Origin of the sequence: Parafrankia sp. Ea1.12, assembly GCF_900465275.1 — a bacterium.
Lineage (GTDB): Bacteria > Actinomycetota > Actinomycetes > Frankiales > Frankiaceae > Parafrankia > Parafrankia soli.
The window spans coordinates 1-25,102 of record NZ_UBIZ01000442.1; the positions used below are offsets into that span (position 1 = coordinate 1).

Annotated in this window: 17 protein-coding genes; 4 read left to right on the forward strand and 13 right to left on the reverse strand. The window is 72.5% G+C overall.

All coding sequences use genetic code 11. From position 1 onward, the window contains the following. Positions 1-844 precede the first annotated feature (844 nt). From FMEAI12_RS26060 to FMEAI12_RS26070, 3 genes are all read right to left on the reverse strand, one after another. Positions 845-1,393: a helix-turn-helix transcriptional regulator gene (locus tag FMEAI12_RS26060; protein ID WP_020458713.1), complete on the reverse strand. Its 549-nt coding sequence runs from the start codon at positions 1,391-1,393 to the stop codon at positions 845-847. 241 nt (positions 1,394-1,634) lie between these two features. Further along, positions 1,635-2,597 (reverse strand): electron transfer flavoprotein subunit alpha/FixB family protein, encoded by a 963-nt coding sequence (locus FMEAI12_RS26065; protein ID WP_071066011.1) that lies wholly within the window; start codon positions 2,595-2,597, stop codon positions 1,635-1,637. 14 nt (positions 2,598-2,611) lie between these two features. Then, positions 2,612-3,397 (reverse strand): electron transfer flavoprotein subunit beta/FixA family protein, encoded by a 786-nt coding sequence (locus FMEAI12_RS26070; RefSeq protein WP_041253713.1) that lies wholly within the window; start codon positions 3,395-3,397, stop codon positions 2,612-2,614. Between the two features lie 538 nt (positions 3,398-3,935). Here FMEAI12_RS26070 and FMEAI12_RS26075 point away from each other — a divergent pair. Both FMEAI12_RS26075 and FMEAI12_RS26080 read left to right on the forward strand, forming a co-directional pair. Further along, on the forward strand, positions 3,936-5,675 hold the full coding sequence (locus tag FMEAI12_RS26075) for a transcriptional regulator (RefSeq protein WP_112108179.1): 1,740 nt from the start codon (positions 3,936-3,938) through the stop codon (positions 5,673-5,675). A gap of 28 nt (positions 5,676-5,703) precedes the next feature. Beyond that, the gene (locus tag FMEAI12_RS26080; RefSeq protein ID WP_235014518.1) at positions 5,704-6,918 is read left to right on the forward strand and encodes an endonuclease/exonuclease/phosphatase family protein; all 1,215 of its coding nucleotides are present in this window, start codon (positions 5,704-5,706) and stop codon (positions 6,916-6,918) included. A gap of 106 nt (positions 6,919-7,024) precedes the next feature. Here FMEAI12_RS26080 and FMEAI12_RS26085 read toward each other — a convergent pair whose 3' ends face one another. Beyond that, positions 7,025-7,801 (reverse strand): enoyl-CoA hydratase/isomerase family protein, encoded by a 777-nt coding sequence (locus tag FMEAI12_RS26085; RefSeq protein WP_071066009.1) that lies wholly within the window; start codon positions 7,799-7,801, stop codon positions 7,025-7,027. A gap of 405 nt (positions 7,802-8,206) precedes the next feature. Here FMEAI12_RS26085 and glgX point away from each other — a divergent pair, with 405 nt between their 5' ends. Beyond that, entirely contained in the window at positions 8,207-10,579 is a 2,373-nt protein-coding gene (glgX, locus tag FMEAI12_RS26090; protein ID WP_112108180.1) for a glycogen debranching protein GlgX, read from the forward strand. Between the two features lie 74 nt (positions 10,580-10,653). Here glgX and glgP read toward each other — a convergent pair whose 3' ends face one another. From glgP to FMEAI12_RS26105, 3 genes are all read right to left on the reverse strand, one after another. Beyond that, a complete protein-coding gene (gene glgP, locus FMEAI12_RS26095) occupies positions 10,654-13,218 on the reverse strand; it encodes an alpha-glucan family phosphorylase (protein WP_112108181.1) in 2,565 nt (854 codons plus the stop codon). Positions 13,219-13,399: 181 nt separating this feature from the next. Continuing rightward, on the reverse strand, positions 13,400-15,409 hold the full coding sequence (gene acs, locus FMEAI12_RS26100; protein WP_112108185.1) for an acetate--CoA ligase: 2,010 nt from the start codon (positions 15,407-15,409) through the stop codon (positions 13,400-13,402). A gap of 166 nt (positions 15,410-15,575) precedes the next feature. Then, complete coding sequence (locus FMEAI12_RS26105; RefSeq protein WP_235014519.1) at positions 15,576-15,929, reverse strand: antibiotic biosynthesis monooxygenase; 354 nt, start codon at positions 15,927-15,929, stop codon at positions 15,576-15,578. Between the two features lie 13 nt (positions 15,930-15,942). On the opposite strand from FMEAI12_RS26105, the gene FMEAI12_RS26110 reads away from it, so the two are divergent. Further along, positions 15,943-16,092, forward strand: a complete 150-nt coding sequence (locus FMEAI12_RS26110) for a hypothetical protein (RefSeq protein ID WP_235014521.1) — start codon at positions 15,943-15,945, stop codon at positions 16,090-16,092. Between the two features lie 65 nt (positions 16,093-16,157). Here the strand turns inward: FMEAI12_RS26110 and FMEAI12_RS26115 are convergent, their stop codons facing one another. The 6 genes from FMEAI12_RS26115 to FMEAI12_RS38645 all read right to left on the reverse strand — a co-directional run bounded on the left by FMEAI12_RS26115 (position 16,158) and on the right by FMEAI12_RS38645 (position 24,268). Next, positions 16,158-17,006 carry a sucrose-6-phosphate hydrolase gene (locus FMEAI12_RS26115; protein WP_200835415.1) on the reverse strand — a complete coding sequence of 283 codons (849 nt, stop codon included), beginning with the start codon at positions 17,004-17,006 and terminating at the stop codon, positions 16,158-16,160. A 23-nt stretch (positions 17,007-17,029) separates the two neighbouring features. Then, positions 17,030-18,199: a cysteine protease StiP family protein gene (locus FMEAI12_RS26120; protein WP_071066006.1), complete on the reverse strand. Its 1,170-nt coding sequence runs from the start codon at positions 18,197-18,199 to the stop codon at positions 17,030-17,032. Beyond that, positions 18,196-19,563: a phosphoribosyltransferase family protein gene (locus FMEAI12_RS26125; protein ID WP_112108187.1), complete on the reverse strand. Its 1,368-nt coding sequence runs from the start codon at positions 19,561-19,563 to the stop codon at positions 18,196-18,198. The genes FMEAI12_RS26120 and FMEAI12_RS26125 overlap by 4 nt, the downstream gene beginning before the upstream one ends. A gap of 14 nt (positions 19,564-19,577) precedes the next feature. Beyond that, positions 19,578-20,771: an HpcH/HpaI aldolase/citrate lyase family protein gene (locus tag FMEAI12_RS26130; RefSeq protein WP_112108182.1), complete on the reverse strand. Its 1,194-nt coding sequence runs from the start codon at positions 20,769-20,771 to the stop codon at positions 19,578-19,580. Between the two features lie 360 nt (positions 20,772-21,131). Continuing rightward, on the reverse strand, positions 21,132-22,934 hold the full coding sequence (locus FMEAI12_RS26135; RefSeq protein WP_071066004.1) for a glycoside hydrolase family 26 protein: 1,803 nt from the start codon (positions 22,932-22,934) through the stop codon (positions 21,132-21,134). A 587-nt stretch (positions 22,935-23,521) separates the two neighbouring features. Next, the gene (locus FMEAI12_RS38645) at positions 23,522-24,268 is read right to left on the reverse strand and encodes a hypothetical protein (protein WP_235014524.1); all 747 of its coding nucleotides are present in this window, start codon (positions 24,266-24,268) and stop codon (positions 23,522-23,524) included. Positions 24,269-25,102: the final 834 nt, after the last annotated feature.

Consider the following 25,102-nt stretch of genomic DNA (forward strand, 5'->3'; position numbering starts at 1 on the left):
TCGTATGAGTCTATCATTGCCAAAGGAATTTCCCACCACAACCAGAAGCACTAAGCCCTGGCCATGGACGGGGGTTAAAAAATATGGCACTGACTATTCGGTACGCTGTTGAGTTCTCAAGGAGCAGATGCGACCGTTCTTTGCCTTCCGGCGTCGCCCGGTGCGTCTTTCTCAGCTTACTCGGTGTTTCTGGCCTTTGTCAAACCGCTCCGTGTTGGCTGCGATTTGAACTTCGGCTTTTTGCCGTATCCGTTTCGGCCTTTCGGCCCCGGCTGCGGCGACTCGGTTAAGTTACCGAGACTTTCGGGTTTGTGTCAAATCACTCCGGCCGAGCCGGTGACTGCCACTCTTTCAAACCTTACCGCATCGTTTTCGGGCCTCTTCCTCGGGGGGTCCATGCCCCCTCGGAGGATCCTGGCCCGCCAACGCCCTGGACTGTTCGTCCTGGGTGGGCGGCGAGATGGAACTATACACGAGCGATCCGCGGGGGTGTGTGGACCACCCCGACATATGCAATCCAGGCCTGGGCCGGCCCCACCCCCGCCCGCCGCCGAGCCCGGCGAAGGCTCCCCGACCGCCTGTCACCGGCCGCTGCCCGGCTTCCCCGGGGCCCCGCAGGCCTGCCCACGGTGGGTCTCTCCCGGCGAGTTCCGGCGATTGCCTCCCGGCGTCGCCGCTTCAGGACTGCTACCCCATATCGAGCGCCCCGACACCCGTGCCCACGGGGAACATCCGTGGCCGGGTATCGCACGCTTCGACGTCCATGGCCGGGTATCGGTGTTCTCGCGGTTGCCTGCTGCGCCCAGGTGGCTTCCGATGCGCCCGAGAGCTGCCGGCTCGCGTTTCAGGGCCGTGGACGTCCGCCCGCCGCCTCGGAGCGCTCGGCCGCCCACCGTGCCCAGCCGGCCAGGGCCTCGTACAGCCGCGCTCCGCCCTCGATCGCCAGGCGCAGCGACCGGTTCTGTGGGGTGTCGGGGAAGTCGCCGCGGTCGGTGGCCTGCGCGTAGGCGCGGTACCGGCCGGCCGCCGACGCGAAGAACTCGGCCTCGCGCACCAGGTGCTGGTTGAGGTCCGCCGGTTCCATGAGCCAGAAGAAGAACGACCGCAGCAGCGACTGGAGCCGCATGGTGTGGTCGACCTCCGACGGCTCACGCAGCCAGCGCCTGATCTCGTCCAGGCCGGAGTCGGTGATCCGGTAGGCCTTGCGGCCGCGGGGGCCCTCGCTGTCGATCTCGATCAGGCCGTCGCCGGCGAGCCGGCTCAGCTCCCCGTAGATCTGCGGGTGCCCGGCCGGCCAGACGGCGCCCAGCACCTGCTCGAATCGCCTCGTGAGGTCGTAGCCACTGGCCGGACCCTCCGCGAGCAGCCCCAGCAACCCGTGACGTAGCGACACTCAGACACCTCCCGCTCCCAGTTCGACACCGAGCGTAACCGTCGGTGGCGCGGACTGCCCCTGCTCAGGAGCCGGGGGCGGCGGGACCGGGAGAGGCTTCGGCCGGGAGACGACCTCAGCGCCCCGGGAACGGCGACGGCCGGGTGCGGCCCTCCGGACAGAGAGGGAACGCACCCGGCCGTCCTGCGCCCGGTCGGGACGGCCCGGTCGCGGGCCGTCCCGGATGGAGCGGCTCGGCTGGTCAGCCGGCCTTGTGCTTCTGGATCTCCTCGGTGAGCTGCGGGACGACGTTGAACAGGTCACCGACCAGTCCGTAGTCCGCGAACTCGAAGATCGGGGCCTCGGGGTCCTTGTTGACCGCCACGATCGTCTTCGAGGTCTGCATGCCGGCCCGGTGCTGGATGGCGCCGGAGATCCCGACCGCGATGTACAGCTGGGGCGACACCGTCTTACCGGTCTGGCCGACCTGGTTCTGGTGCGGGTACCAGCCGGCGTCGGTCGCGGCGCGCGAGGCGCCGACGGCCGCGCCGAGGGTGTCGGCCAGCTTCTCGACCAGCGCGAAGTGCTCGGCGGCACCCAGGCCACGGCCGCCGGAGACGACGACCTGGGCCTCGGTGAGGTCCGGACGGCCGGACTTCGCCTCGACGACGCGGTCCACGATCTTCGCGCCCTTCGCGGCGTCGGAGATCGCGATGTCGACCGGGGTCTCCACCGGGGTCGTCGGCGCGGCCTCGGGTGCGGTCGAGTTCGGCCGGACGACGACGATCGGGGTGCCCTTGGTGACCTTCGAGTTGACGATCGTCGAACCGCCGAAGATGCCCTGGGTGGCCGTCAGGTCGGAGGTGAGCGCGGTGGCGTCCCAGATCAGGCCGGAATCCGTGCGGGCGGCCGTGCGGGCCGCGACCTCACGGGAGTCCGGCGTGGCCGCGGCCAGGACGGCTGCGGGCGAGACGTCCGCGACCAGCTTCGACAGGACCTCGGCCGCCGGCGCCCCGATGTAGTCGGCGACGTCTTCGGACTCGACCAGGTAGACCTTGGCCGCGCCGTACTGGGCCAGGTACTCCTTCGCCTTGGCGTAGCTGCCCGGGCCGCCGAGGAACACCGCCGACGGCTCGCCGATCGTGCGGGCCAGCGTCAGCAGCTCGGCCGTGACCTTCTTCGGCTCGCCATCGCTGTGCTCGACGAGTACAAGAACTTCAGCCATCGAACAACAACCCCTCAGATGAGCTTCTGGGCCGCGAGGAACGCAGCGACCTTCGCGCCGCCATCGCCCTCGTCCTTGACGATGGTGCCGCTCTGGCGCGGCGGTGCCGGCTGCGCGTCGACAACCGTGGACGTCGCCCCGGCGAGGCCAACCGAGCCCGCGTCGAGACCGGCGTCGGCGGCCGAGAGCTTGGTCAGCGGCTTCTTCTTGGCCGCCATGATGCCCTTGAACGAGGGGTAACGCGGCTGGTTGATCTTCTCGACCACGCCCACGACGGCCGGCAGGGTCGCCTCGACGAGCGCGTAGCCGTTGTCGGCGAGGCGCTCGACGGAGACCTTGTTCGCGCCCGGGTCGACCGTGACCTTGCGGGCCTGCGTGAGCTGCGGCAGACCGAGACGCTCCGCGAGGAGGGCGCCCATGACGCCGCCTCGGGCGTCGGAGGCCTCCGAGGAGGTGATGATCAGGTCCGGCGAGAGCGTGGAGATCACCTTCGCCAGCGCGGCGGAGGTGGCGAGGGCGTCGGAGCCGTGCAGCGACTCGTCGGTCAGGTGCACCGCCTTGTCGGCGCCCATCGAGAGAGCCTTGCGGATCGTCTCGACGGCCTTCTCCGGCCCCATCGTGACGACCGTCACCTCGCCGCCATGGGCTTCCTTGATCTTCAGGGCCTCTTCGACCCCGTACTCGTCCATCTCGTTCATGACGTTGTCGACGCTCTTACGGTCGACCGTCTTGTCCGAGGCGTCGAGCTTCTTCTCCGCCCAGGTATCGGGAACCTGCTTGACGGTAACCACGATGTTCACGCCTTGGGGCCTCCGTAGCCAGCAATATCGATGTCGGTCCTCCACGCATCGTCGCATCTGACGCCCTGACATGCCCGATGATCGGCGCCGTGATGCAGGCCGCAATCCGCCCGCTCCGGGCATGCCAGCCCGGCGGCGACGGACATCCGGGAGACATCATCCGGACACAACGGCGCCGGCCGGCGCAGCCTCGACCGGCGTATCGCGACACGGCCGCCCACCCACGGCGACGGCCACCGACCGCGCGCGGCGGCGGGACGGGTAACGCCCACCGGGCGCGTCCGCGGGCGGACCGATCTGACGGATCGGCCATCGACGCCGCCCGGCACCGCCGCGACAGCGGCCTGGTTTGCCATGATGTCTCCCACTTCGACCGCCCCTACCGCAAGAGGCCCGGGTCCCACCATGACCGTGCATTCCGGCCCACTACTGCACACCCTCTTCCTGAATGTGTGACCAATCGGCTACTTTCTGCCCCATGAGGTAGCCGAGGGCCTGGTAAAGGCCCATCCGGCCACATCGAGCAGACGGGGGTCCGATGGTCGCGGAAGAACTCATGGTGGCTGGGCCGCCCCTGGCCCTGTCGGGCCCGATCCGGCCGGGCCGCCTGTCGGCCCGTATCTCCCCGGACCACACCTCCCCGGAGATCATCCCGCCGGACCGCATCTCGACAGCGCAGTCCGCCGCCGACATCCCGGGCACGCACATCCCGGCCACCCAGCTCCCGAACAACCAGGTCCCGGCGCCGTCGATGGCATCCACCGGGCGCGCCAGGCCGACGGCGAAGGCTGCCGCGGGCAAGGCCGGCGGCGGAACGTCCACCGGCGCGGGTGGCGCTGGCGGCGCCAGCAGCACCCGCGCAGGCGGCACCAGGGGTGCCGGTACCAGCCCCGACACCGGCGAATCCGGCACGCCGACCCTGTTCTCCCGCCTGCTCGCCGAGGCCAACGTCTCCGACACCCGCTTCGCACGTCAGGTCAACAACCGCGCCCGATCCCAGCGCCGCATCGAGCTCGGCCTGGCCCGGACGACCGTCGGGCACTGGCGCCGCGGCATGCGGCCCCGGGACCCGATGGTCGCCGAGCTGGCCGCGGCCGAACTCTCCGCCCTCGTCGGCTACCCGGTGACCCCCGCCGACCTCAGCTGGCGGGGCGAAGCCAGTGAACGCGACGACCTCGGCCTCGCCGTCGCGGACATCCCCGACGACACCCTGCGGACGCTCGCTGGACTTTCGGGACGAGACATGCGGCGACGTGACGTCCTACATGACGGGGCGGCCTTCGTCGCCACCGCCTTCGCCGACCCCGTGCTGTCCAGCCTCACCGGCATGATCCGCCGGATCAGCGCGGACGTCCCGTCCTCCCCGTCCGGCGGAGCGATGATCCGGGACATGACCGAGACGTTCCGCCGCCTGGACGCCCGGTTCGGCAGCAGTGAGATCCGCCCCCAGGTCGTGACGTTCCTGCACGACCGGACGCGGGCGGCCGTGGCAGGACCGGCCGACACCGACACCTTCGGCGCCCTCGCAGAGCTGGCCCAGTTCAGCGGCTGGCTCGCCCAGGACTGCAACCGCCAGGCACTGGCCCAGCGCTACTACATCCAGGCACTCACGCTGGCCGAGCACGCCGACGACGTCATGATGGCCGGCCGGGTGCTGTCCGCGATGAGCGACCAGTCCGCGGCCCTGGGGCACAACCGGCACAGTCTGTCCCTGGCGCGCGCGGCGATCGACCGGTCCGCCCGGCAGTCCGCGCCGGCCGTGCAGGCGATGCTGCAGGACAAGCTGGCGTGGGCCCTCGCCCGCAACGGCGACGAGGCCGGCTGCATGCGTGCCCTGGACGCGCTGGAGCGCACGATCTCCCGCGAGCCCGGCGACGCCCCGTCCTGGGCCGGGCACTACAACATCGGCGACGTGGCCGAGTGTCAGGGCCACTGCTTCCTCCTGCTGGGCCGGGCGGAGATGGCCGAGAAGCGGCTGCTGGAGGCACGTGACCTGCAGGGTCCGGCGCGGGCCCGGACCCGCGCGTACGCAGAGGCGGACCTGGCGCTGTCCTACCTGAAACGCCCGCGCCCCGAGCTCGAGGCGGCCCTCGAAGCCGGGTACCGGGCGGTTGAGGTGGCCGGTCCGGTGTCCTCCACCCGGATCGTCAACAAACTCGCCGAGCTGGACCGGACGATCGCCGGCTTCTCGAAAGCCGTCGCGGCCCGTGAGTGGCGCTCACGCGCCGCTGGTCTCGTGCGACCTTCCCCGCAGCGGCCGGAACCCGCCGTCGGCTGACCGGCGTGGACCGGGCACCCTATGTCCGGTGAGCCCCGCGAAGGGCATCGGCCGCCGCATCGGCCGACGCGCCCCCACCTCCAGCAACGGCACCAACATCGGCGGAGCTACCGACAGCGGCGGAAGCCGCGGAGGTGACGGCGGTGGGAGCGGCGGCGGCAACGGCGGAAGCGGAAGCGGCGGGGGTGACGTCGGTGCCGGGACGGGCACGGGCATCGGCGCGGGCGACATCCCGGCGATCCCGTCCGACCCGCCCGGCCGGGCAGGCGGGACGCATCCGCCGGCCCGGATCGCCCTGGTGCTCGCCGCCTGGGTCGTCACGGTGGCGCTCGCCGTCATCGCCGCGGTGCGCCTCGTCCACCTCGACGACGCGTTCGCCTGGCCGTTCGCCTCGTTCAACGCGCTGACACCGCTGCTGTACCTGCCGGTCTACGCGGCGCTCGCGATCGGCTTCGCGCTGCGGCGCAACCTGCTCATGATCTTCTGTGCGCTGCTCGTAGTCGCCCACCTGGTCTGGGCGCTGCCCGAGGTCCTCCCCGGCGACGCCGACGACGTCCCGCAGGGCTCGGCCCGGCTGCGGGTGATGAGCGCGAACCTGCTCTACTCCAACACCGAGGCCGGCCGGCTGGGCCGGCAGATCGAGGCCGCCGACCCCGACGTCCTGGTGCTGGTCGAGCTCTCGCCGCTGACGTTGGCGGACGTCCAGGCGTCAGGTGCACTGAAGGAGTACCGGTACTCCGAGGTCCACCCGCAGGACGGCGCGTTCGGCTCGGCGGTGTTCTCCCGCTTCCCGCTGTCGGACACGGCGGCACCCGAGGTGGCCGGCAGCATGTCACTGCGCACGACGGTGCGGGTCGACGAGCGCCGCTCCTTCGTCATGTACGCGGTGCACACGATCTCGCCGACCAGCGGGGACTACGCGAAACGGTGGCGCGCCCAACTCGACCACCTCCGCGAGGACGTCGAGACGTCGAAACTGCCGGTCGTGCTCGCCGGCGACTTCAACGCCACCCGCGACCACCGTCCGCTGCGCCGGCTGCTCTCCGCCGGTGTGCGCGACGCCCACGACGTCCTCGGCGCCGGTTGGACACCGACCTGGAACGCGAAAACGGTCGCGTTCCCACCGGTGCTGCGGATCGACCACGTCCTCGCGTCACCGGCCTTCGCGGTCACCGGCTACCAGGTCGGCTCCGAGTTCGGCAGCGACCACAAGCCGGTGACCGCCGACCTGGCCCTACGCTGACCAACCCGGCCCCGGGCCTGCACTGACCGAGCCGGGCCGAGCCTCGCGCCGGCCGGCCCGGACCGCAGACCGAGCCGGGGCCGATGTCGGGTGCTGCGACGGCTAGCTAGCGGCCGACGAAGTCGGCCTTGCCCGGGCCGCGCTCGATGAACGAGTCCATGCCGTGGCGGCGGTCCTCGGTACCGAACAGGCCGATGAACAGCGCCGACTCCAACCGCAGCGCCTCGGAGAGCGCGAGGTCGCCGCCGTCGTCGATCGCCTGCTTCGCCGCGGCCAGTGCCAGGGCGGGCCCCGTGACGAAGCGACCCGCCATCCGCAGGGCCTCGGCGTACACCTCATCGGCCGGGACGACCTTGTCGGCCAGCCCGATCGCCTCCGCCTCGGCGGCCCGCACCTGCCGGCCGCTGAAGACGAGATCCTTGGCCCGGGCCGGCCCGACGAGCCGCGGCAGGCGCTGCGTGCCACCGGCGCCCGGGATCACACCGAGGGTGATCTCGGGCAGCCCGACCTTCGCGTTCTCGGCGAAGACCCGGAAGTCGGCACACAGCGCGAGCTCCAGGCCGCCGCCGAGGGCATAGCCCGTGACGGCCGCGACGACCGGCTTCGGGATACGCGCCACCAGGTCGAAGGCCGCGGCCAGATCGCGGACCCAGCCGGTGATGCCAGCGACGTCCAGCCCCGCCATCTCCTTGATGTCCGCCCCGGCGGCGAACACCTTCTCGCCGCCGTAGATGACAACGGCCCGGACGTCCGCCCGGGCGGTGGCCTCGAGGGCGGCGGCGCGCAGCTCAGCGGCAAGCGCCGCGTTGAGCGCGTTCATCGGCGGCCGGTCCAGCCTGATCGTCCCGACACCGTCGGAGACCTCGAGCCGCACGACCGCCATCGCCAAACCTCCGCATCGTCGCGAAACCATGAATCCTCATCACGATTCCGCGCATCCGTGAGCCACCCGCCCGCCGGAGACTCCCCCGCCGGGCCGCAGCCAACACTAGACGAGTAGGCCTCCACGTTCAGGCCGCCAACAACCACCCCAAGACCACACTCAGCCCACGCCCTTCCCCGGCGAGAGCCTGCCCGAGGCACACAAGCTCCCCCAGGCGCCGAAGGCCCTGAAGCCGGGCCGGGACCACGCCAGATGGGGCACCTCGGGCCCGGGTGGGGGCCGACAGGGTCCGGGCGTCGGCCAACTGGGTGCGCCGCGGGACGGGAAGTGACGCCGGTCACTTGGGATGGGTGGAGGTGAGAGTTCGGGGGACCACCGGATGATGTGGCGGTTAGCGTCGTTCCCATGATCCGCCCCGGCTCGGCCACCCCGCTCGGCGTGTGGTGGGACGGCGAGGGAGTCAACGTCGCCGTCGTGGCGCCCGGTGCCGACGCGGTGGATTTCTGTGTGTTCGACGGCCAGAACGGCTCGGGCGGCCAGAACGGCTCGGGCGCCACCGGCCGCACCGACCTCGGCACCGACCCGGTCCGCGGAACGGACGGTGGCGCGGAGACCACTTCAGGTGGTGAGACGCGGTACCGGCTTCCCGAACGGGACGGCGGTGTCTGGCACGGTTACATCCCCGGGGTGGGCCCGGGGCAGGCCTACGGCCTGCGGGCTCATGGGCCGTACGCGCCCGGGCGCGGCGAGCGGTACAACCCGGCGAAGCTGCTGCTCGACCCCTATGCGCGCCGGGTCACGGGAAGCTTCGTGCCCCATCCGGCGGTGCACGGGTATGTGGCCGGCGATCCCTACGGGCAGGACCCCGACGACCGGGACTCGGCACCGTATGTGCCAAAGGGCGTCGTGACCGGACCCGTCACGCGGCCTCCCGCGGGATCCGTCACGGGGTCTGCCGCCGGGTCCGTCACGGGGCCGGACCCGGCCGCGAACAGGCCGCGGACGGCCTGGGCCGACACGATCCTGTACGAGCTGCATGTCCGGGGCTTCACCATGCTTCACCCGGGGGTGCCCGAGCGGCTGCGCGGGACCTACGCCGGCCTGGCGCATCCGGCGGTCGTCGACCACCTGCTGCGGATCGGTGTCACCGCGGTCGAGCTGCTGCCCGTCCACGCGCACATCTCCGAGACGACGCTGCTGGAGAACGGCCGATCCAACTACTGGGGCTACAACACGCTGGCGTTCTTCGCCCCGCACCCCGGCTACGCGGCCACGGACGACCCCGTCGCCGAGTTTCGCGCCATGGTCGCCGCGCTGCACGACGCGGGTATCGAGGTGTTGCTCGACGTCGTCTACAACCACACCGCCGAGGGCAGCGAGCGCGGGCCGACACTGAGCCTGCGCGGCCTGGACAACATCGCCTACTACCGCGTCGAACCCACCGACCCGCGCCGCTACCGCGATGTCACCGGCTGCGGGAACACCGTCGACGCCACGTCGCCGCACGTCGTGCGCCTGATCTGCGACTCGCTGCGGTACTGGGTGTCCGAGATGGGGGTGGACGGGTTCCGCTTCGACCTGGCGACGGCGCTCGCGCGGTCACCGGACGGGTTCGAGCCGGCCGCGCCGCTGCTGACCGCGATCCAGGCCGACCCGCTGCTGTCCTCGGTCAAGCTGATCGCCGAGCCGTGGGACCTCGGCTGGGGCGGGTACCAGGTCGGCGCGTTCCCGGCGCCGTGGGCCGAGTGGAACGGCCGGTTCCGCGACACCCTGCGTGACATCTTCAGCGACCGCACCGGCAGCGTGGCGGATCTCGGGTACCGGATCACCGGCTCGTCCGACATCTACGAGCATTCGGGACGCCGGCCCTGGGCCTCGGTCAACTTCGTCACCGCGCACGACGGTTTCCCCCTCGCCGACCTGGTCTCGTACAACGAGAAGCACAACGAGGCCAACGGGGAGGGCAACCGGGACGGGGAGTCGGAGAACCGGTCGTCGAACCACGGCGCCGAGGGACCGACGGACGACCCGAAGATCCTCACGAACCGCCGCCGAGCCCGCCGGGCCCTGATCAGCACGTTGCTGCTGTCGGCCGGTGTGCCGATGCTGCTCGCCGGCGACGAGCTGGGACGTTCGCAGGGCGGCAACAACAACGCCTACTGCCAGGACAACGCGGTCTCCTGGCTCGCCTGGCCGAACGGAACGGCAGGAACCCCCGAGGCCGGTGGGCCCGGCGAGGTGCCGGCCGGCGAGGTGCCGGCCGCGGATCCGGCAGGTCCCGATCCGGCGCTGGTCACGCTGGTGGGCGGGCTGAGCAGACTGCGACGGGCCGCGCCGGTGCTGCGGCGGCAGCGGTTCTTCCGCGGTGGCGCGCCGACCCCGCAGCGGCTGCCCGACATCACCTGGTTCCGGCAGGACGGCGCGGTGATGTCGGCCGCGGACTGGAACGCCCCGCAGGTGGCGATCCTGGTGGCGCACCTGGCCGGGGAGGGCATCGAGTGGACCGACGCCGCGGGCACGCCGATCACCGGGGAGAGCCTGCTGCTGGTCATCCATCCTGAGGGCGAGGACCGGACGGTCGTGCTCCCCGGGGCGCCCTGGGCGACCTGGTACGACCTGCTGCTCGACACCGCCGCGGACGACCTCGCCGGGTTCCCGGACACGATCACCGAGCCCCGCCGGACGCTGGCGGCCGGCGCGCAACTCGACGTGGCCGGACGAACAGTCCTCATCCTGCGGGCCCTCGGCGGCTCCGATTGCAGTGTGGCGGCCGAGTGAGTCCACGATGACACTCGGCCACCACACCGGCCGCCCTGGGCCCGGAGGCCGGAGGCCCAGGGCGCGGGGGTGGGTCAGGGGTTTGTGACCAGGCCGAGTTCGGCTGGGCTTGCGGTGAGGCGATGGCGGGGCAGGACTCGCACCGTGTAGCCGAAGGGGCCGGTCCGGCCGAGCGGGATCGTGCCCTCGTACCGGTGGCCGTGGCCGCCCTCCCCCTCACCCACGTCGGTCAGCGGGAGCGTGCCGGGCGCCATGATGCGGTCGGTCTCGTCCACCCGGCCGTAGGAGGCGATCACCTCGACGTCGGCCGGGTCGAGCCCGCCGAGGTCGACCGTCGCCCGCACGACCAGCGACTGGCCCACCTGGGGGGTGTCCCCGAGCCCGGCCGAGTCGACGTTGAGCACGTGGACGCCCGACCAGGCGCTGCGCACCCGGTGCTTCCAGGCCGCGAGGTCGCGCGCCCCGGCGAGGTCGCCCTCGGTGGCCTGGCGGGCCGACACCCCGGCGGGCACGTAGTAACGCTCGACGTACTCGCGCACCATCCGGGTCGCCAGCACCTGCGGGCCGAGCGTGGAGAGGGTGTGCTTGACCATCGCCGTCCACCGCGGCGGGGCGGACGTCGGCGTCGCCCGGTCGTAGAAGCGCGCCGTCACCGTGTTCTCGAGCAGGTCGTACAGGGCCGCCGACTCGATGTCGTCGCGGCGGTCGGGGTCCTCGACGCCGTCCGCGGTCGGGATGGCCCAACCGTTCTGACCGTCGAACATCTCGTCCCACCAGCCGTCCCGGATGGAGAGGTTCAGGCAGCCGTTGAGCGCCGCCTTCATCCCGGACGTGCCGCACGCCTCGAGCGGGCGCAGTGGGTTGTTCAGCCAGACGTCGCAGCCGGCGTAGAGGAAGCGGGCCATGCCGATGTCGTAGTCGGGCAGGAAGACGATCCGGTGGCGCACGGCCGGGTTGTCTGCGAACTGGACGATCTGCTGGACGAGCAGCTTGCCGCCGTCGTCGGCCGGGTGGGCCTTGCCCGCGATGACCATCTGGACGGGGCGGTCGGCGTGCAGCAGGAGCCGCTTGAGGCGCTCGGAGTCACGCAGCATCAGCGTGAGCCGCTTGTAGGACGGCACCCGGCGGGCGAACCCGATGGTGAGCACGTCCGGGTCGAAGACGGACTCGACCCAGTCGAGCTCGCCGGGGGCCGCGCCGCGCTGCAGCCAGGAGACGCGGACCCGGCGCCGGATCTCGGCGACGAGCTGCTCGCGCAGTTCCCGCCGGGTCGCCCAGATGGCCTCGTCGGACACCTTGTCGAACCGGATGAAGGCCTCGGCGCCGCCGCTGAGCAGGCCGGGGCCGGGCTGGCGGTCGGCCAGCTCGGTGATCGAGCGGGAGACCCAGGTCGGGGCGTGCACGCCGTTGGTCACCGAGCCGATCGGCACCTCGGCGTGGTCGAAGCCGGGCCACAGGCCGGCGAACATCTCCCGGCTGACGATGCCGTGCAGGCTGCTGACGCCGTTGGAGCGCTGGGCCAGCCGCAGGCCCATGTGGGCCATGTTGAACACGTTGGGGTCGGGCTCGGCGCCGAGCTCGAGCACCCGGTCGACCGGGACGCCGGGCCAGCTGTTGTCGCCGCCGAAGTGGCGGGCCACCAGGTCCTTCGGGAACCGGTCGATACCGGCGGGCACGGGCGTGTGGGTGGTGAACAGCGTGCCGGCGCGGGCGGCCTCCAGCGCCTCGTCGAAGCTCAGCCCGGTCTCGGTGAGCTCGCGGATGCGCTCCAGCCCGAGGAAGCCGGCGTGGCCCTCGTTGGTGTGGTAGACCTCCGGCGCCGGCGAGCCGGTGACGGCCGCGTAGGCGCGCAGCGCGCGGACGCCGCCGATCCCCAGCAGCATCTCCTGGAGGAGCCGGTGGTCGGTCCCGCCGCCGTAGAGGCGGTCGGTGACGCCCCGCTCGGCGGACTGGTTGTCCTCGACGTCGGAGTCGAGCAGCAGCAGCGGGACCCGTCCGACCTGCGCCTTCCAGATCTGGGCGTGCAGGGTGCGCCCCTCGGGCAGGCCGACGGCGACCTTCACCGGGGCGCCCTCGGCGTCGGTGAGCTGCGTCAGCGGCAGGCCGTGCGGGTCGATGCCGGGGTAGCGCTCCTGCTGCCAGCCGTCCCGCGACAGCGACTGGACGAAGTAGCCGGCCCGGTAGAGCAGGCCGACCCCGATGATCGGCACCCCGAGGTCGCTGGCGGTCTTCAGGTGGTCGCCGGCGAGGATGCCCAGGCCGCCCGAGTACTGCGGGAGGACCTCGGTGATCCCGAACTCCGGCGAGAAGTAGGCGATGGCGCTGGGTGCGCCCGGGATCGCCTGCTTCTGGTACCAGAGGTCGGAGGTCAGGTACTCCTGCAGGTCGTCCGCGGCGTCGGAGAGCCGGCGCAGGAACTTCCGGTCGGCGGAGAGCGCCACGAGCCGATCGTGGTCGACCTCGCCGAGCAGCCGGACGGGATCGCCCTCACAGACCCGCCACAGCTCCGGATCGACCGACTCGAACAGGTCGAGGGTCTCCGGATGCCACGACCAGCGAAGGTTCAGAACCAGCTCGCCCAGCGCAGCGAGCTGCTCCGGGAGCTGGGCACGGACAGTGAATCGGCGCAGCGCTCTCACGAGACGGGAAGCCTAAACAGGGTGCATGAACTCGCCGCACCCGGGTTCGACCCGCCGGTTGCCGAGCCGCAACAACTTCTCCACGATCCCCCCAAGACGGATATTCCGCACTCCGCGCCGCCCGTCCACCGCGCGGTGGACGGGCGGCGGGGACGGACGGCGGGGACGGACGGGACGGCGGCTACTCGTCGGGGGCGGTGGCGACCTTCTCCGCGAGCGCGGACATGACCGCCGGGTCGCGCAGGGTCGTGACATCACCGAGCTCGCGGCCCTCGGCGACGTCCCGCAGCAGCCGGCGCATGATCTTGCCGGACCGGGTCTTGGGCAGGTCGTCGGCCCAGATGATGCGGCGCGGGCGGGCCAGCTTGCCGATCCGGTGGGCGACGTGGTCCCGGAGCTGGGAGACCATGGCGTCGTCGCCGACCAGCTCGCCGCGCAGCGTCACGAACGCGACGATCGCCTGACCGGTGTCCTCGTCCGACTGGGCCACCACGGCCGCCTCGGCGACGGCCTCGTGCGCGACGATCGCGGACTCCACCTCGGCGGTGGACAGCCGGTGCCCCGACACGTTGATCACGTCGTCGATCCGGCCGATGATCCAGAAGTAGCCGTCCGCGTCGAGCCGCGCGGCGTCGCCCACGACGTAGGTGCGGGGACCGAACCGGGAGAAGTAGGTCTGCACGAACCGCTCGTCGTCGCGGTAGAGCGTGCGCAGCATGGACGGCCACGGGCTGGTGATCACCAGGACCCCGGTGCCCTCGGTGACCGGCTCGCCGTCCTCGGACAGCAGCGCCGGGCTGATCCCGGGCAGCGGCGTCGTCGCCGATCCCGGCTTGGTCGACGTCACCCCGGGGATCGGCGAGATCAGGATCGAGCCGGTCTCGGTCTGCCACCAGGTGTCGACGATCGGGCAGCGCCCGCCGCCGATCACCTGGTGGTACCACAGCCAGGCCTTCGGGTTGATCGGCTCGCCGACCGAGCCGAGCAGCCGCAGCGACGACAGGTCATGCCGCTCCGGGTACCGCGCTCCCCACTTGATGCACGCCCGGATGGCCGTCGGCGCGGTGTAGAAGACGGTGACCTTGTACTCGGCGATCAGCCGCCACCAGATGTCGTAGTCCGGGTAGTCCGGCGCGCCCTCGTACATCACGCTCGTCACGGCGTTCGACAGCGGGCCGTACACGATGTAGGAGTGGCCGGTGATCCAGCCGACGTCGGCGGAGCACCAGTAGACGTCGGTCTCCGGGTCGATGTCGAAGACCGTGCGGTGGGTGTACGTCGCACCGAGCAGGTAGCCGCCGGTGGTGTGCAGGATGCCCTTCGGCTTCGCCGTCGACCCGGAGCTGTACAGGATGAACAGCGGGTGCTCGGCGGAGAGCGGCACCGGCGGGCACAGCGGCTCGGCGGCGGCGAGCAGCTCGTGGTACCAGACGTCGCGACCGGCCGTCATCACCGTCTCGGCCCCGCCCACCGGCCCGGTGGAGCGGACGACCACGACGTGCTCCAGCTTCGGCAGGTCACCCAGCTCGGCGTCCACGCCGGCCTTGACCGCCGCGGTGCGGCCCTTGCGGCGGGCCCCGTCCACGGTGATCAGCACCTTGGCGTCGGAGACCTCCATCCGCTCCCGCACCGCGGACGGCGCGAACCCACCGAAGACCACGTTGTGCACCGCGCCGATGCGGGCGCAGGCGAGCATGGCCACCGCGACCTCGGGGATCATCGGCAGGTAGATGCCGACGACGTCGCCCGGGACCACCCCGAGGGAACGCAGGCCGTTCGCCAGCCGCTGGGTGTCGGCGAGCAGCTCGGAGTAGGTGACGGCCCGACGCTCACCCTCCTCGCCGTGCCAGTGGTAGGCGACCCGGCCGCCCAGGCCGGCCGCCACGTGCCGGTCCAGGCAGTTGGCGGAGACATTGAGCTCGCCGTCGTCGAACCACTTGTAGAAGGGCGGGTTCGCGTCGTCGAGGACGCGGGTGAAGGGTTTCTGCCAGGTCAGCAGCTCGCGTGCCTTTCCCGCCCAGAAGGCCAGCGGGTCGGCGGCGGCCGCCGCCACGTCGGCGGCGTACGGCTGGCGACGGGCGAAACCCGGCGGCGGGTCGAAGCGCTCCACGGTCTGCAGGCGCTCCAGCTCGGCCTCGAGCGCTCCACCGGCGCCGCCGCCGTCGCCGTCCGTCCCGCTTCCTGCGTGCATGCCTGCCACGGTCACGCGTTCCTCCTGCGTCGGCGAAGGCCCGAACAACGGCAGCCCGGACAACGCGGTCACCTACGGTTTCACCGGTGTATCACGAAGCCCCGCGACCTACCAGGGCCACCGGGCCGCACGGGCGGCCCGGTTCAGCGGCGGGCGGGCGGGGCCGTCAGCCGACGGTGAGCGCGAGCAGGACCATCATGGCCTGCTTCCAGTTGGGCGACGGCGCACCGTCGGCGCCGTCCCCGAACCGGAACCAGCCGCTGAACGACAACCCCACGGTGCGGACGTCGAAACCGGCGAAATGCCGCCGCCCGTCCGCGAGGAGTTTCTCCCGGGCGGCTGAATCCAGCCATTCCTCCAGGTGCCGCATCGAGTCGTACCGGAAAAGCGCGACCCAGTGCTCCTGCACCCCGGGAACCGGCCGGAAAAGTTCGTATCCCAGGAATCCCGGCGACCTCGCCTGCACCCGGCGTGCCTTCTCCTGCCAGGTCTCGAACTCCCGCTCGTGCCCCCGGCGCACGACACCCGACCTGGTGCGGATCGGCTTCGACGACGCCTACCCGTACGAGGACTTCAGCCGTCCCGTGAACGAGCGGGGCATCCACATCGAGCAGGTCTGCCAGGAGGTCGACGCGACGGCGTACGCGGCCTGGAACGCCAGGCCCGACCGCCACCCCTGCTGACCCACCTCCGGTACTGACCCACCTCCGGCTCGGCTCGGCAGGAGCGCGGCCCCGGGCCGCGATGGTTACCGGGCCGGCTCGGGGTGGGAGGTTGACCAGGTGTGGAGGAGGGTCAGCAGTTCCTCTGCCGCCAGGAGGCCGGTGGCGGTGGTCACCGTGAGGTTCGGGGCCTGCCAGCCCTGCTCGTGCAGCTCCCCGTGCGCCGGTCGGACGGCCAGGTCGGCGGCGGCGAGCATCGGCGCGTCGAGGACGGAGTCGCCCGCGGCCAGCACCCGGGACGCGCCGGCCCGGCGGGCGACCTCCGCGACGGCCGCCTGCTTGGTGAGGGCCGTCGGAACGAGGTAGACCTTGCGGCCCTGGGTGGACAGCGACCACCCCGCCGACGCCACCTCGGCGGCGACGTCGGACAGGTCGGGAATCGCCTCCCGGCTGTGCGCGACCAGGTAGACGAACAGGCCGTCCGCCACCCGGACGATGCGGGCCCATCCGGCGGCGTCGAGCCGGGCGGCCAGGGCCTCCATCTCCGCCAGCGGCGCGCAGGTGCCCGTGAGTCGGGCCGCGACCTGCTCCGCCCAGGCGGGGTCGGGCTCGCCGTCGACGAGCAGGTGCCCGCCGTTGGCCGCGATCGCGAACGCGGGGCGCACCCCGAGGTCGATCCGCCGGTACTGGGCGAGGGTCCGTGTGGTGACCGGGACGAAGACCGCCGTCCGGTGCAGGCGGGCGAGGATGTCGAGCGCGCGGGTGGTGGAGTAGGCCGAGGGGACGCCGTCGATCCGTTCGACCAGGGTCACCTCCGGCTCGGCCGTCCCGGAGACCAGCCGGAAGGACTTCCGGGCGAAGATCAGCGTCTGGTCGAGGTCGCAGGCCAGCAGGTGCGGACCGTCCGGCGCCGGTGCCGGCGCCGGCACCGGCACCGGCGCGGGGCGGGGCGGGGTGGTCACGGCGTCTCCGGGCGCCAGCGCGCCGCCGGGGTGTGGAACACCGGTCTCTCGCCGTCCGCGGCGCGTACCGGCCGCACCAGGCCGACGCAGGAGAAGGGCAGGTCGGCCATCTCCTCCACCGGCACCCCGCGCGCCTCGGCCAGCGCCAGGACGTGCGCGAGCTCGTCCAGCCGGTCGGGGGCGACGAGGATGCGCCACGGAACCCGGCGCAGCAGCACCCGGGTGGCCTCGCCCACCCCGGGCTTCACCATGATCACATCCGGGATGTCGAACCGCTCGGCGATGCGCTCGACGGCGGCCCAGCCCTCCCAGGTCGGTGTCCGGTCGGCGGCCCACAGCCGGGGCCAGGCCGCCTCGACCTCGTCGGCCACCTCGTCGAACCGGTCGACGACCGTGTCGATGAAGTGCCGGGAGAGGTCGTGCGGGAGGAGCTCCCGGTAGAACTTCGCGCCGTGGAAGTCGTCCGGGCCGATGTGCTCGGCGTTGAGCACCGTCCGGCTGACCAGCCCGCTGACCGTGGAGTTCAGGCAGGCGCTGGGGATGAGGAAGTCGTCGCGGGTGCCGAACAGCGGCACGCAGCGGGCCGGGTCGGCGAGCACGGCCAGGGTGTCGTCGACGCCGAGGCCGCGGACCGCCTCGGCCAGCACCCGGGTCATCACCCCCTTACCGGTCCATCCGTCGACGAACTGGATGGCCGCGCGGTCGTGACGGTCGGTGATGTGGCGCAGGGCGTTCATGTCGACGCCGCGGTCCTTGATGACCGAGATCGCGTAGTGGGGGACGTCCAGGCCGTGCCGGAGCGCGTACCAGCGACGCATCAGGATTCCGATCGGCGTGCCCGCGCGGGCGATCGAGGCGATCACCGGCGCGGGCTTGGTGTGCCGGACGAGCTCCGCGACGATCCCGGTCGCCAACGCCACCCGCCGTGCGGACCGCTCCAGCGCCTGGTGGTAGATCCGCAGGTAGGCGGCGTCGGGCTGGTACTCGATCGGCAGGTCCTCGGAGTAGTGCCGGCCGGACTGGAAGCCCTCCTCGCGGTCCTCCGTCGGCCGTTCGAGGTTCGCCGCGCTGAGGTCGGTGAGCAGGAAGGTGACATCCTCGGGCAGGTAGGAGCCGGAGCCGATCAGCGTTCGCCCGCCGGTCACGACGGGCCGCACCGCGCTCACCGGGCGTCCTCGGCGCCGCGCGCCGCCAGCACGTGGCAGGGGATGGTGACGACGGTGACGTCGGCGCAGCGGCGCAGCTCGGTGAGCAGGCCGTCCAGGTCGGGGCCGTCGGGGACCGGCCCGCGGTCGTCCATCCCCGAGTCCACGACGAGCACGATGTCGTCGTAGCGGCCCGGCGTCACGTTGTACACGTGGCTGACCCGCTCGGGGCCGTCGGGCGCCGGGAAGGTCAGCGCCGCCCGGATGGCGTAGCCGTCGACGTCGAGCGGATGGACCGGGGAGCGGGTCGTCGACTGGTAGACCACCCTGCGCCCGGTCAGTTCCGCCAGGCCGTCCGCCAGCCGCATCGGCACGTACATCAACTCCTCGGTACCCAGGACCAGGATGTCCCCGCCGCGGGCGGGGTCGGGCAGTCCCGCCAGGACGTCCTTCGCCACGGCCGGAACCGCGTCGGTGAGGCGCTCACGGGCGGCCGGGGACCAGCCGTGGCGTGCCCCGTCCGGCAGACCCGCCGGCCAGCTCACCGCCACCCGGGTGACCCGGTGCTCCGCGCGGCCGCCGTCATCGTCGGCGACGCCGTCGCCGCCGCCGCCCTCGGCAGGGGTCGGGGCGCCGAAAGCGGCGCGGATCCGGCTGGCCCGGGCCGTCACGTCCGCGGGCACCGTGACGGTCGCCGCGACGAGGGAGACGACGTCCAGGCGGATGCCGAGCTCGGCGGCGAGGGCGTCGAAGGCGGCCCGGGCGGACGGCGGCCGGGCGTCGACGAGCGCCGCCACTGCGTAGTCCGTTCGGGGGGCGAAGGCATGCAGGATGCGGATGGTGCCCATCGCCGTCCGTCCGGTCGACAGCTCGTCGTCGACGAGCAGCAGCCGGCCGGGGGTTTCCAGCACACCGGGATCGGCGGGCATGAGCCAGTGGTGGGTGGCGTGCGAGTGCGACTCGACGAATTCCAGGACAGGCGTGCTGCCCGGTACCCGGCGCCGCGTCGTGTGCAGGTAGTGGCTGTTCGGCAGGCCGTCGGCGACGGCGTGCCCGAGCGCGGTGGCGGTCTCGCAGTACCCGATGACGAGCGGGACCTCGGCCGCCCCCGGCCCGGGGCCGGCCCACCGGGCGGGTGCCGGCAGGGCCCGCACCCGTTCGGCCAGGCGGGCCGCCGCGTCCAGCGCGGTAGCCGGCGGCACCGGCAGGTGCTTGCCGAGGACCCGGCTGACGAGCAGGTGCGCCCGCAGCGGGTTGCGGCGCAGCGCCAGCCCGACGAGCCGGCGCAGCTCGGCCGCGGCCGGTTCGCCGCCGCGTACCTCGATCCCCAGCCCGAGCTCCTCCCACAGCCAGTCGGGGTCACGCGTCCGGTCCTGGCCGAGCATCCGATCCTGCCCGGTCACCGCAACGCGTCCTGCGTCGCGGCCAGAACGTCGACGAAGGTGAGGCCCTCGCGCAGCACGCCGAAGGCCCGTGCCCGCCGTTGCACGGCCTGCGCCCACGGCCGGTGCGGGCGCAGCTCGTTCATCTTGTTCGCGTAGCTGCTCGGCCGGACGCCGCCCGCGTCCCCCTCGAGGACCGCCTCCGCGTCCTCGTACTCCTCCTGGGTCACGACATACAGGGCGTGGACGGCCGGCACGTGGCTCGGGTGGATCACCGTCTTGCCGATCAGTCCGTTGGCCTTGTCGAGGACGACCTCCCGGATGAGCCGGTCGAGGTCGGCCGAGACGAGCTCCGTGCGGATCCGCGCGCCGCGCTCGCTGCCGTCGACGAGGTCGGCCTCCTCGAACGGCGTCACCCGCAGGGAGCTCACGAACAGCCGCTCGGGCTGGGCGAAGTACTCCCACACCGGGCCGGTGACGACGTGGTCGCCGCCGCGGGCGCAGATGTTCACGATGTCGGCGATGCAGTCACGTACCACCGCGATGTCGTAGATGGTCAGGTCACGGTCGCGGCGCAGGCCGAACACCCCGGACAGGTCGGTGGCGCCCAGCCGCACGGCCAGCACGTGGTCGGCGTGCTTGTCGACGAGGCGGCGCACGGCCGTCAGCGCCTCGATCCTGGTCTCGCGGTAGATCACCTGCGGGCTCTCCAGCACGGGCATCGCCCACAGCAGCCGGCCGAGGGTGTCGGACCCGCGCAGCACCGCCTCGAGCGCCGCCTCGCCGCTCTCCTCCCCGAACTTCGGCAGGACGAACCCGGCGAGCAGGGAGCGCGCGGGCCCGCCCAGCCGGGCCAGCAGCGCCGGGATCTGCGCGACGGCGCGCACCCGGACGAACAGCAGCGGCAGACCGTCACCGCAGACCGGCGGATCCTCCCCCAGGTCGGCGAGCGCCGCGGCCACGTTCGACTCGGCCCCGAGCACCTCGTGGTCGGCGATGGCGTCCTCCAGGCAGAGGACCATCGAGGTCACCCCGGCCGCCACCTGGCGGCGGACGTCCGAGGCCAGTCGCGGGCGGGTACCGGGGGCGTACAGGGTGGCGCCGAGCGCGGTGGCGACGAGCCGCCGGTCACCGCCGGTCGTGATCTCTTCCGGAGCTCGGTGGAACAGGGTCCTGGCGGCCTGGCCGTCCAGGAAGCTGAAGTGACGCAAGCGGCGCGCTCCTGTCGAGACGATCCGACGATCCGGGGACGGACGATCCGGCGGGCCTGCGCGAGCGATCCCGCGAGCCCTCGTAAGCGGGAACCGCAACCGCGCAGGTCACAGGGCGGGCTTGGACATGGTGCCCGGGGCTGACGCTACCGCGCCACTCCGGGAGTTCGACACGAAACAGCACACGACGCCTCCGTGCACAGGTGTTGGTCGGCAGACGAACGGGCCGTCACCCCCGCGATGCCGGGGTGACGGCCCGTTCACTGAAACGAACGATCATCTGTGTGCCGAGAGCGGTCCGCCGTTCGGACCGGGCTGCTCAGCACTGCCCGGAAGACGAGCAGCGCTGAGTGGCGCCGTTCAGAGCGAGCCGAACAGTTTCTTGTACAGGGCGGACGCCTTCGGGTTCTGGCCGCCGTTCATGATGGTCGAGCAGACGTTGCCGGGCGCCGCGTCGTGGAAGTACGCCTCGTACGCCATCACGTCCGCGTACTTCGTGAACGTGTCGAACATCTTCTGGATGTAGAAGGGGTTGTCACCGCCGCCGTTGCGGCTGCACGAGGACACACCCCATTCGCCCACGCCCACCTTCTTGCCGTGCTGGCGGGCGAACTCAAGCAGGTAGCACAGGCCGTTCGGGTCCTCGCACTGCTTCTTCCAGGTGGCCTCGTCCCGCGACGGCGGGTACCAGTCGTAGGAGTCGATGCCGACATAGTCGACGTACTCGTCACCCGGGTAGGCCGCCCACGGGGTGCCCCCGTTGGGAACCGGCGAGGCGTGCGCGTTGAACGTCCAGTCGATCTTCACCGCGGGGTCCGTCGAGCGGATGGCGGTCGAGATCTTGCGGAAGCAGTCGCGGAACTCCGTCCCGGCCGGGTCCGAGTGCCAGTACATGAACTTGCCGTTGAATTCCCAGCCGATGCGGACGATCGAATCGGCGCGGCCGTTGTTCTTGAGGAACGTGCCGAAGGTCTTCCAGTAACTGTCGTACTCGCCGCGGGCGCAGGCCGCGTTGTTGCCCTGGCCCTTCGGATAGGTCGGCTGGCTGATGATCAGCTTGCCCGGGAAGGCCTTGTACAGGTCCAGCGGCCAGCGCGGCTCGACCATCGCGTTCCAGCCCTGGGTACGGACGGTGAACACATGCGCCACGTCGTTCGCCCGCCCGCGCCACGTCCCGAAGGACATGACCTGCGACAGGACGTGCGACGGGTAGACGCCGGACATCCAGGGCAGGCCGGAGAGCCGGCCGGTGCCGCCGGTGGTGGTGCCGGTGCCCGTCCCGCTCCCCGCCGACGGCGCGGCCGTGGGCGCTGGCGCGGGTACGGCGGTCGGCGCCGGCGAGCCCCGCCGGCCGGTGCTCGGGGGGGTGGTGGCCCGAGCGGTGCCCGTCGGCTCCGAGCTGGTGGGCCCGGAGGCCGTGGGCTCCGAAGTCGTGGGCTCGGCGGTCGTCGGCGCCGGGGTGGCCGCGGGGCCCGGGACAGGACTCGCCGTCGGGGCTGGTGCGGGGACCTCGGCGCCGTTGGCCGCCCCGTTCGCCAGGCCCGGCGTGCCAGCGTCGACGACGTCGAGCGTGCCGCTGGCCTCCACCGACTCCTGCTTCGCCGTCACGGTCACCCGGCCGGAGAAGCCAAGCGGCACCTGGAAGCCGAGGATGAACCGGCCGTCCGCGCCGGACCGGGCGCTCGCGGAGCCACCGAGGTCGGTGGTCGCGGCGGTGACCGCCACGTCCTTGCCGGGCCCGAAGCCACGCCCGCCGACGAGCACGATGTCGCTGTCGAACAGGACGAGAGTCAGTTTCGACTGCCCGGCGGTGGCCGGGCCGGAGGTCAGGCCGGCGACCGGGACCTGCTGGTCGGCGACACCCCCGGCCGACGAGGACGGCACGGGCGACGAGGTTCCGTCAGCCTCCGGGGTCGTGCCCACGGTGGGTGACGGTGTCGGTGTGGCGGCCGTCGGCGCGGCACCGGCCGGTGCCACCAGCGGCAGGGACAGCGCCAGCACGAAGCCGGCTGCCAGGCCCAGCCGCGGCCCACGGCCGAAGCGGTGCCGGCGGCGCGGCCGCGGCGGCCGGGACGCCGGGGCGCCCGCGGGATTCCGGCCGAAGCCGAACCGGGAGGTGCGGTCGACCTGAGGGGTCGGTCGGCCGCCGGGTGTCGAGGCCATGCTCGCGCGCCGCCTTTCGGTCGTGGCGTCGGACGGAGCATCGACGGACAAACAACTCGGCACACGCGGGAAACCGGCTGTGCGCGGTCTCCCTGCGGCTCGTCCCCTCCGGGCCACCACCACCGTGGTGGGACCCAGCGTGCCGCCTCGGCGCCAGAGCCGACGGCGTCCGACGGATTCTCCGGCTGCAACGGCCGGATCCGGCAGAATCCGGCCTTACCACCCTGGGACTGATCGAAAGTGCCCCAGAGCTGATCGAAGCCATCGTAAGGGACTAACCAGAACGGGGGTGGTACTACCCCGGAAACAGCTGGTGCGATAGGAGGAAAGTGCCGGCACGGCGAATACCATCCATAACACGACAGCCAAAGTAACGGATACACAACAATCCGATCATCTTTGGCGATCCTGCTCACAACGACGGGCGAACAGCGAAAGAGTTCACGGTTCGTCCGGAACACACGAGGACGGCGGTGACAGCGCGGCTGGTTGTCACCAAGCAGGTCGGAGCGCACGCGACCGTCGCAATCGCCCGCCACCGCCCCGCGGGTGGCGGGCGAGACCAGGGCCCTCGTCCGCGGGGACGCTCAGCGGACGACGAGCATCGGGTCCTCAGGATGGTCGATCCACACCGCCGGAGCACCCGGCGTGACCACCGGCAGGAGCCGGACCCCCCACGGGAGCTGCGCCCCCTCGAGGGTGACCTCCATGGTCCACGACCCCGAGCTCGGAGCCGGCTGCAACTCGGCCAGCACCTGTCCCTCGGCCGGCGACCCGGGCGGCTCCTCGCCGGGCCGCGCCAACAGCACCAGCCGGGGGGCCGGCCCGGTCGCCCGCACCTGGACGCGCAGGGTCCGCCGGCGCCACCCCGCCTTCGACACCGAATAGGTGACGGACGTCAGCTCCGCCGGCGGTGGCACCGGCACCGGCGGCTGGAGCTGGGCCGGAGAACCGAACGGCGCGGGCGGCCCGGGAACCAGGGCGTGGCCCTGGGTCTGGGCGGGTGCGGGGGGCGGCGCGGCGAGCGTGCCGGGGCCGGGTGCGCCGGGACCGGCCGGCGCCACGGGGTGCACGCCGACGTCGGGCGTCGCCGGACCCGTCCCCATGCCGGGGTGCGCCCCGGACGTGGCGGCCGCCGGTCCCGACCCGGGTGCGGCGGCGCCCATCGGGTCCGGCATGCCCATCGGGTCCGGCATGCCAACCGGGTCCGGCATGCCAACCGGGTCCGGCATGCCAACCGGGTCAGCCGCGGGCCGCGGGCCGGCGGCTGACCACTCCTCGTGTCCCGGACGCTGGTCCGCCCCGGACTCGTCCGACGCCACGGGCAGCGGCATTCCCACCGTCGGCGGGCCCACAGGGCCCCCGCCAGTCCCCGGCGCGCCGCCTCCGGCGCTCGGCCCGCCGGGCCCCGCCGGACCGCCGGGGATCGGAAGGGCACCTGTCGCCGGCGGAGGGCCCGGCACCGGCGACGCGCCGGGAGCGGGCTGCGCACCCGAAAGCGGCTGCGCACCCGAAAGCGGCGGGGCACCCGAAAGCGGCGGGGCACCCGTGAACGGCTGGCCGCCGGGAAAGGGTTGGGCGCCGGTCACCGGCGAAACGCCCGGGGACGGCAGGACACCCGATACAGGCGGACCGACCGGAGACGCCGGACCACCTGGGGACGACGGACCGACAGGTACGGGAGCTACGAGCGGAGCGCCCCCGGGCGCCCGGACGGTCTCCGGGGACGGCATGACGTCGATCATGACCGGCCGGGCGTCCGCGGACACCGCGGGCAGTGGTGGCCCACCGGCCGGCGGGCCACCGCCATGGCCGGGAGCGGTACCCCCGTGGCCCGGCGGGGCGGACTGCGCGGGACCGAGCCCGGCGCTGGCGGGATCGTGACCACCGTTGCCGGGACCGTGACCACCGTTGCCGGTCGGGAAGTCGGCGATGCCGGTGGTGAACTCGGAGACGTCATGCGTCACCACCGGGAAGCGGTGCGGAGCCGAGCGGCCGAGCACACCGAGACCACCGACGACCGTGACCGGGGTGTAGATCAGCTCGCCGGATCTTCATGGGCTGCGGAGTCCGGACCCGGCACGGGGTGGTGGATCCGCGGCGCGAGGACATCAGCGGCTGGTCGACAGCCACCAGGATGCTGCGATACGTCGAGGACGCGCACCCCC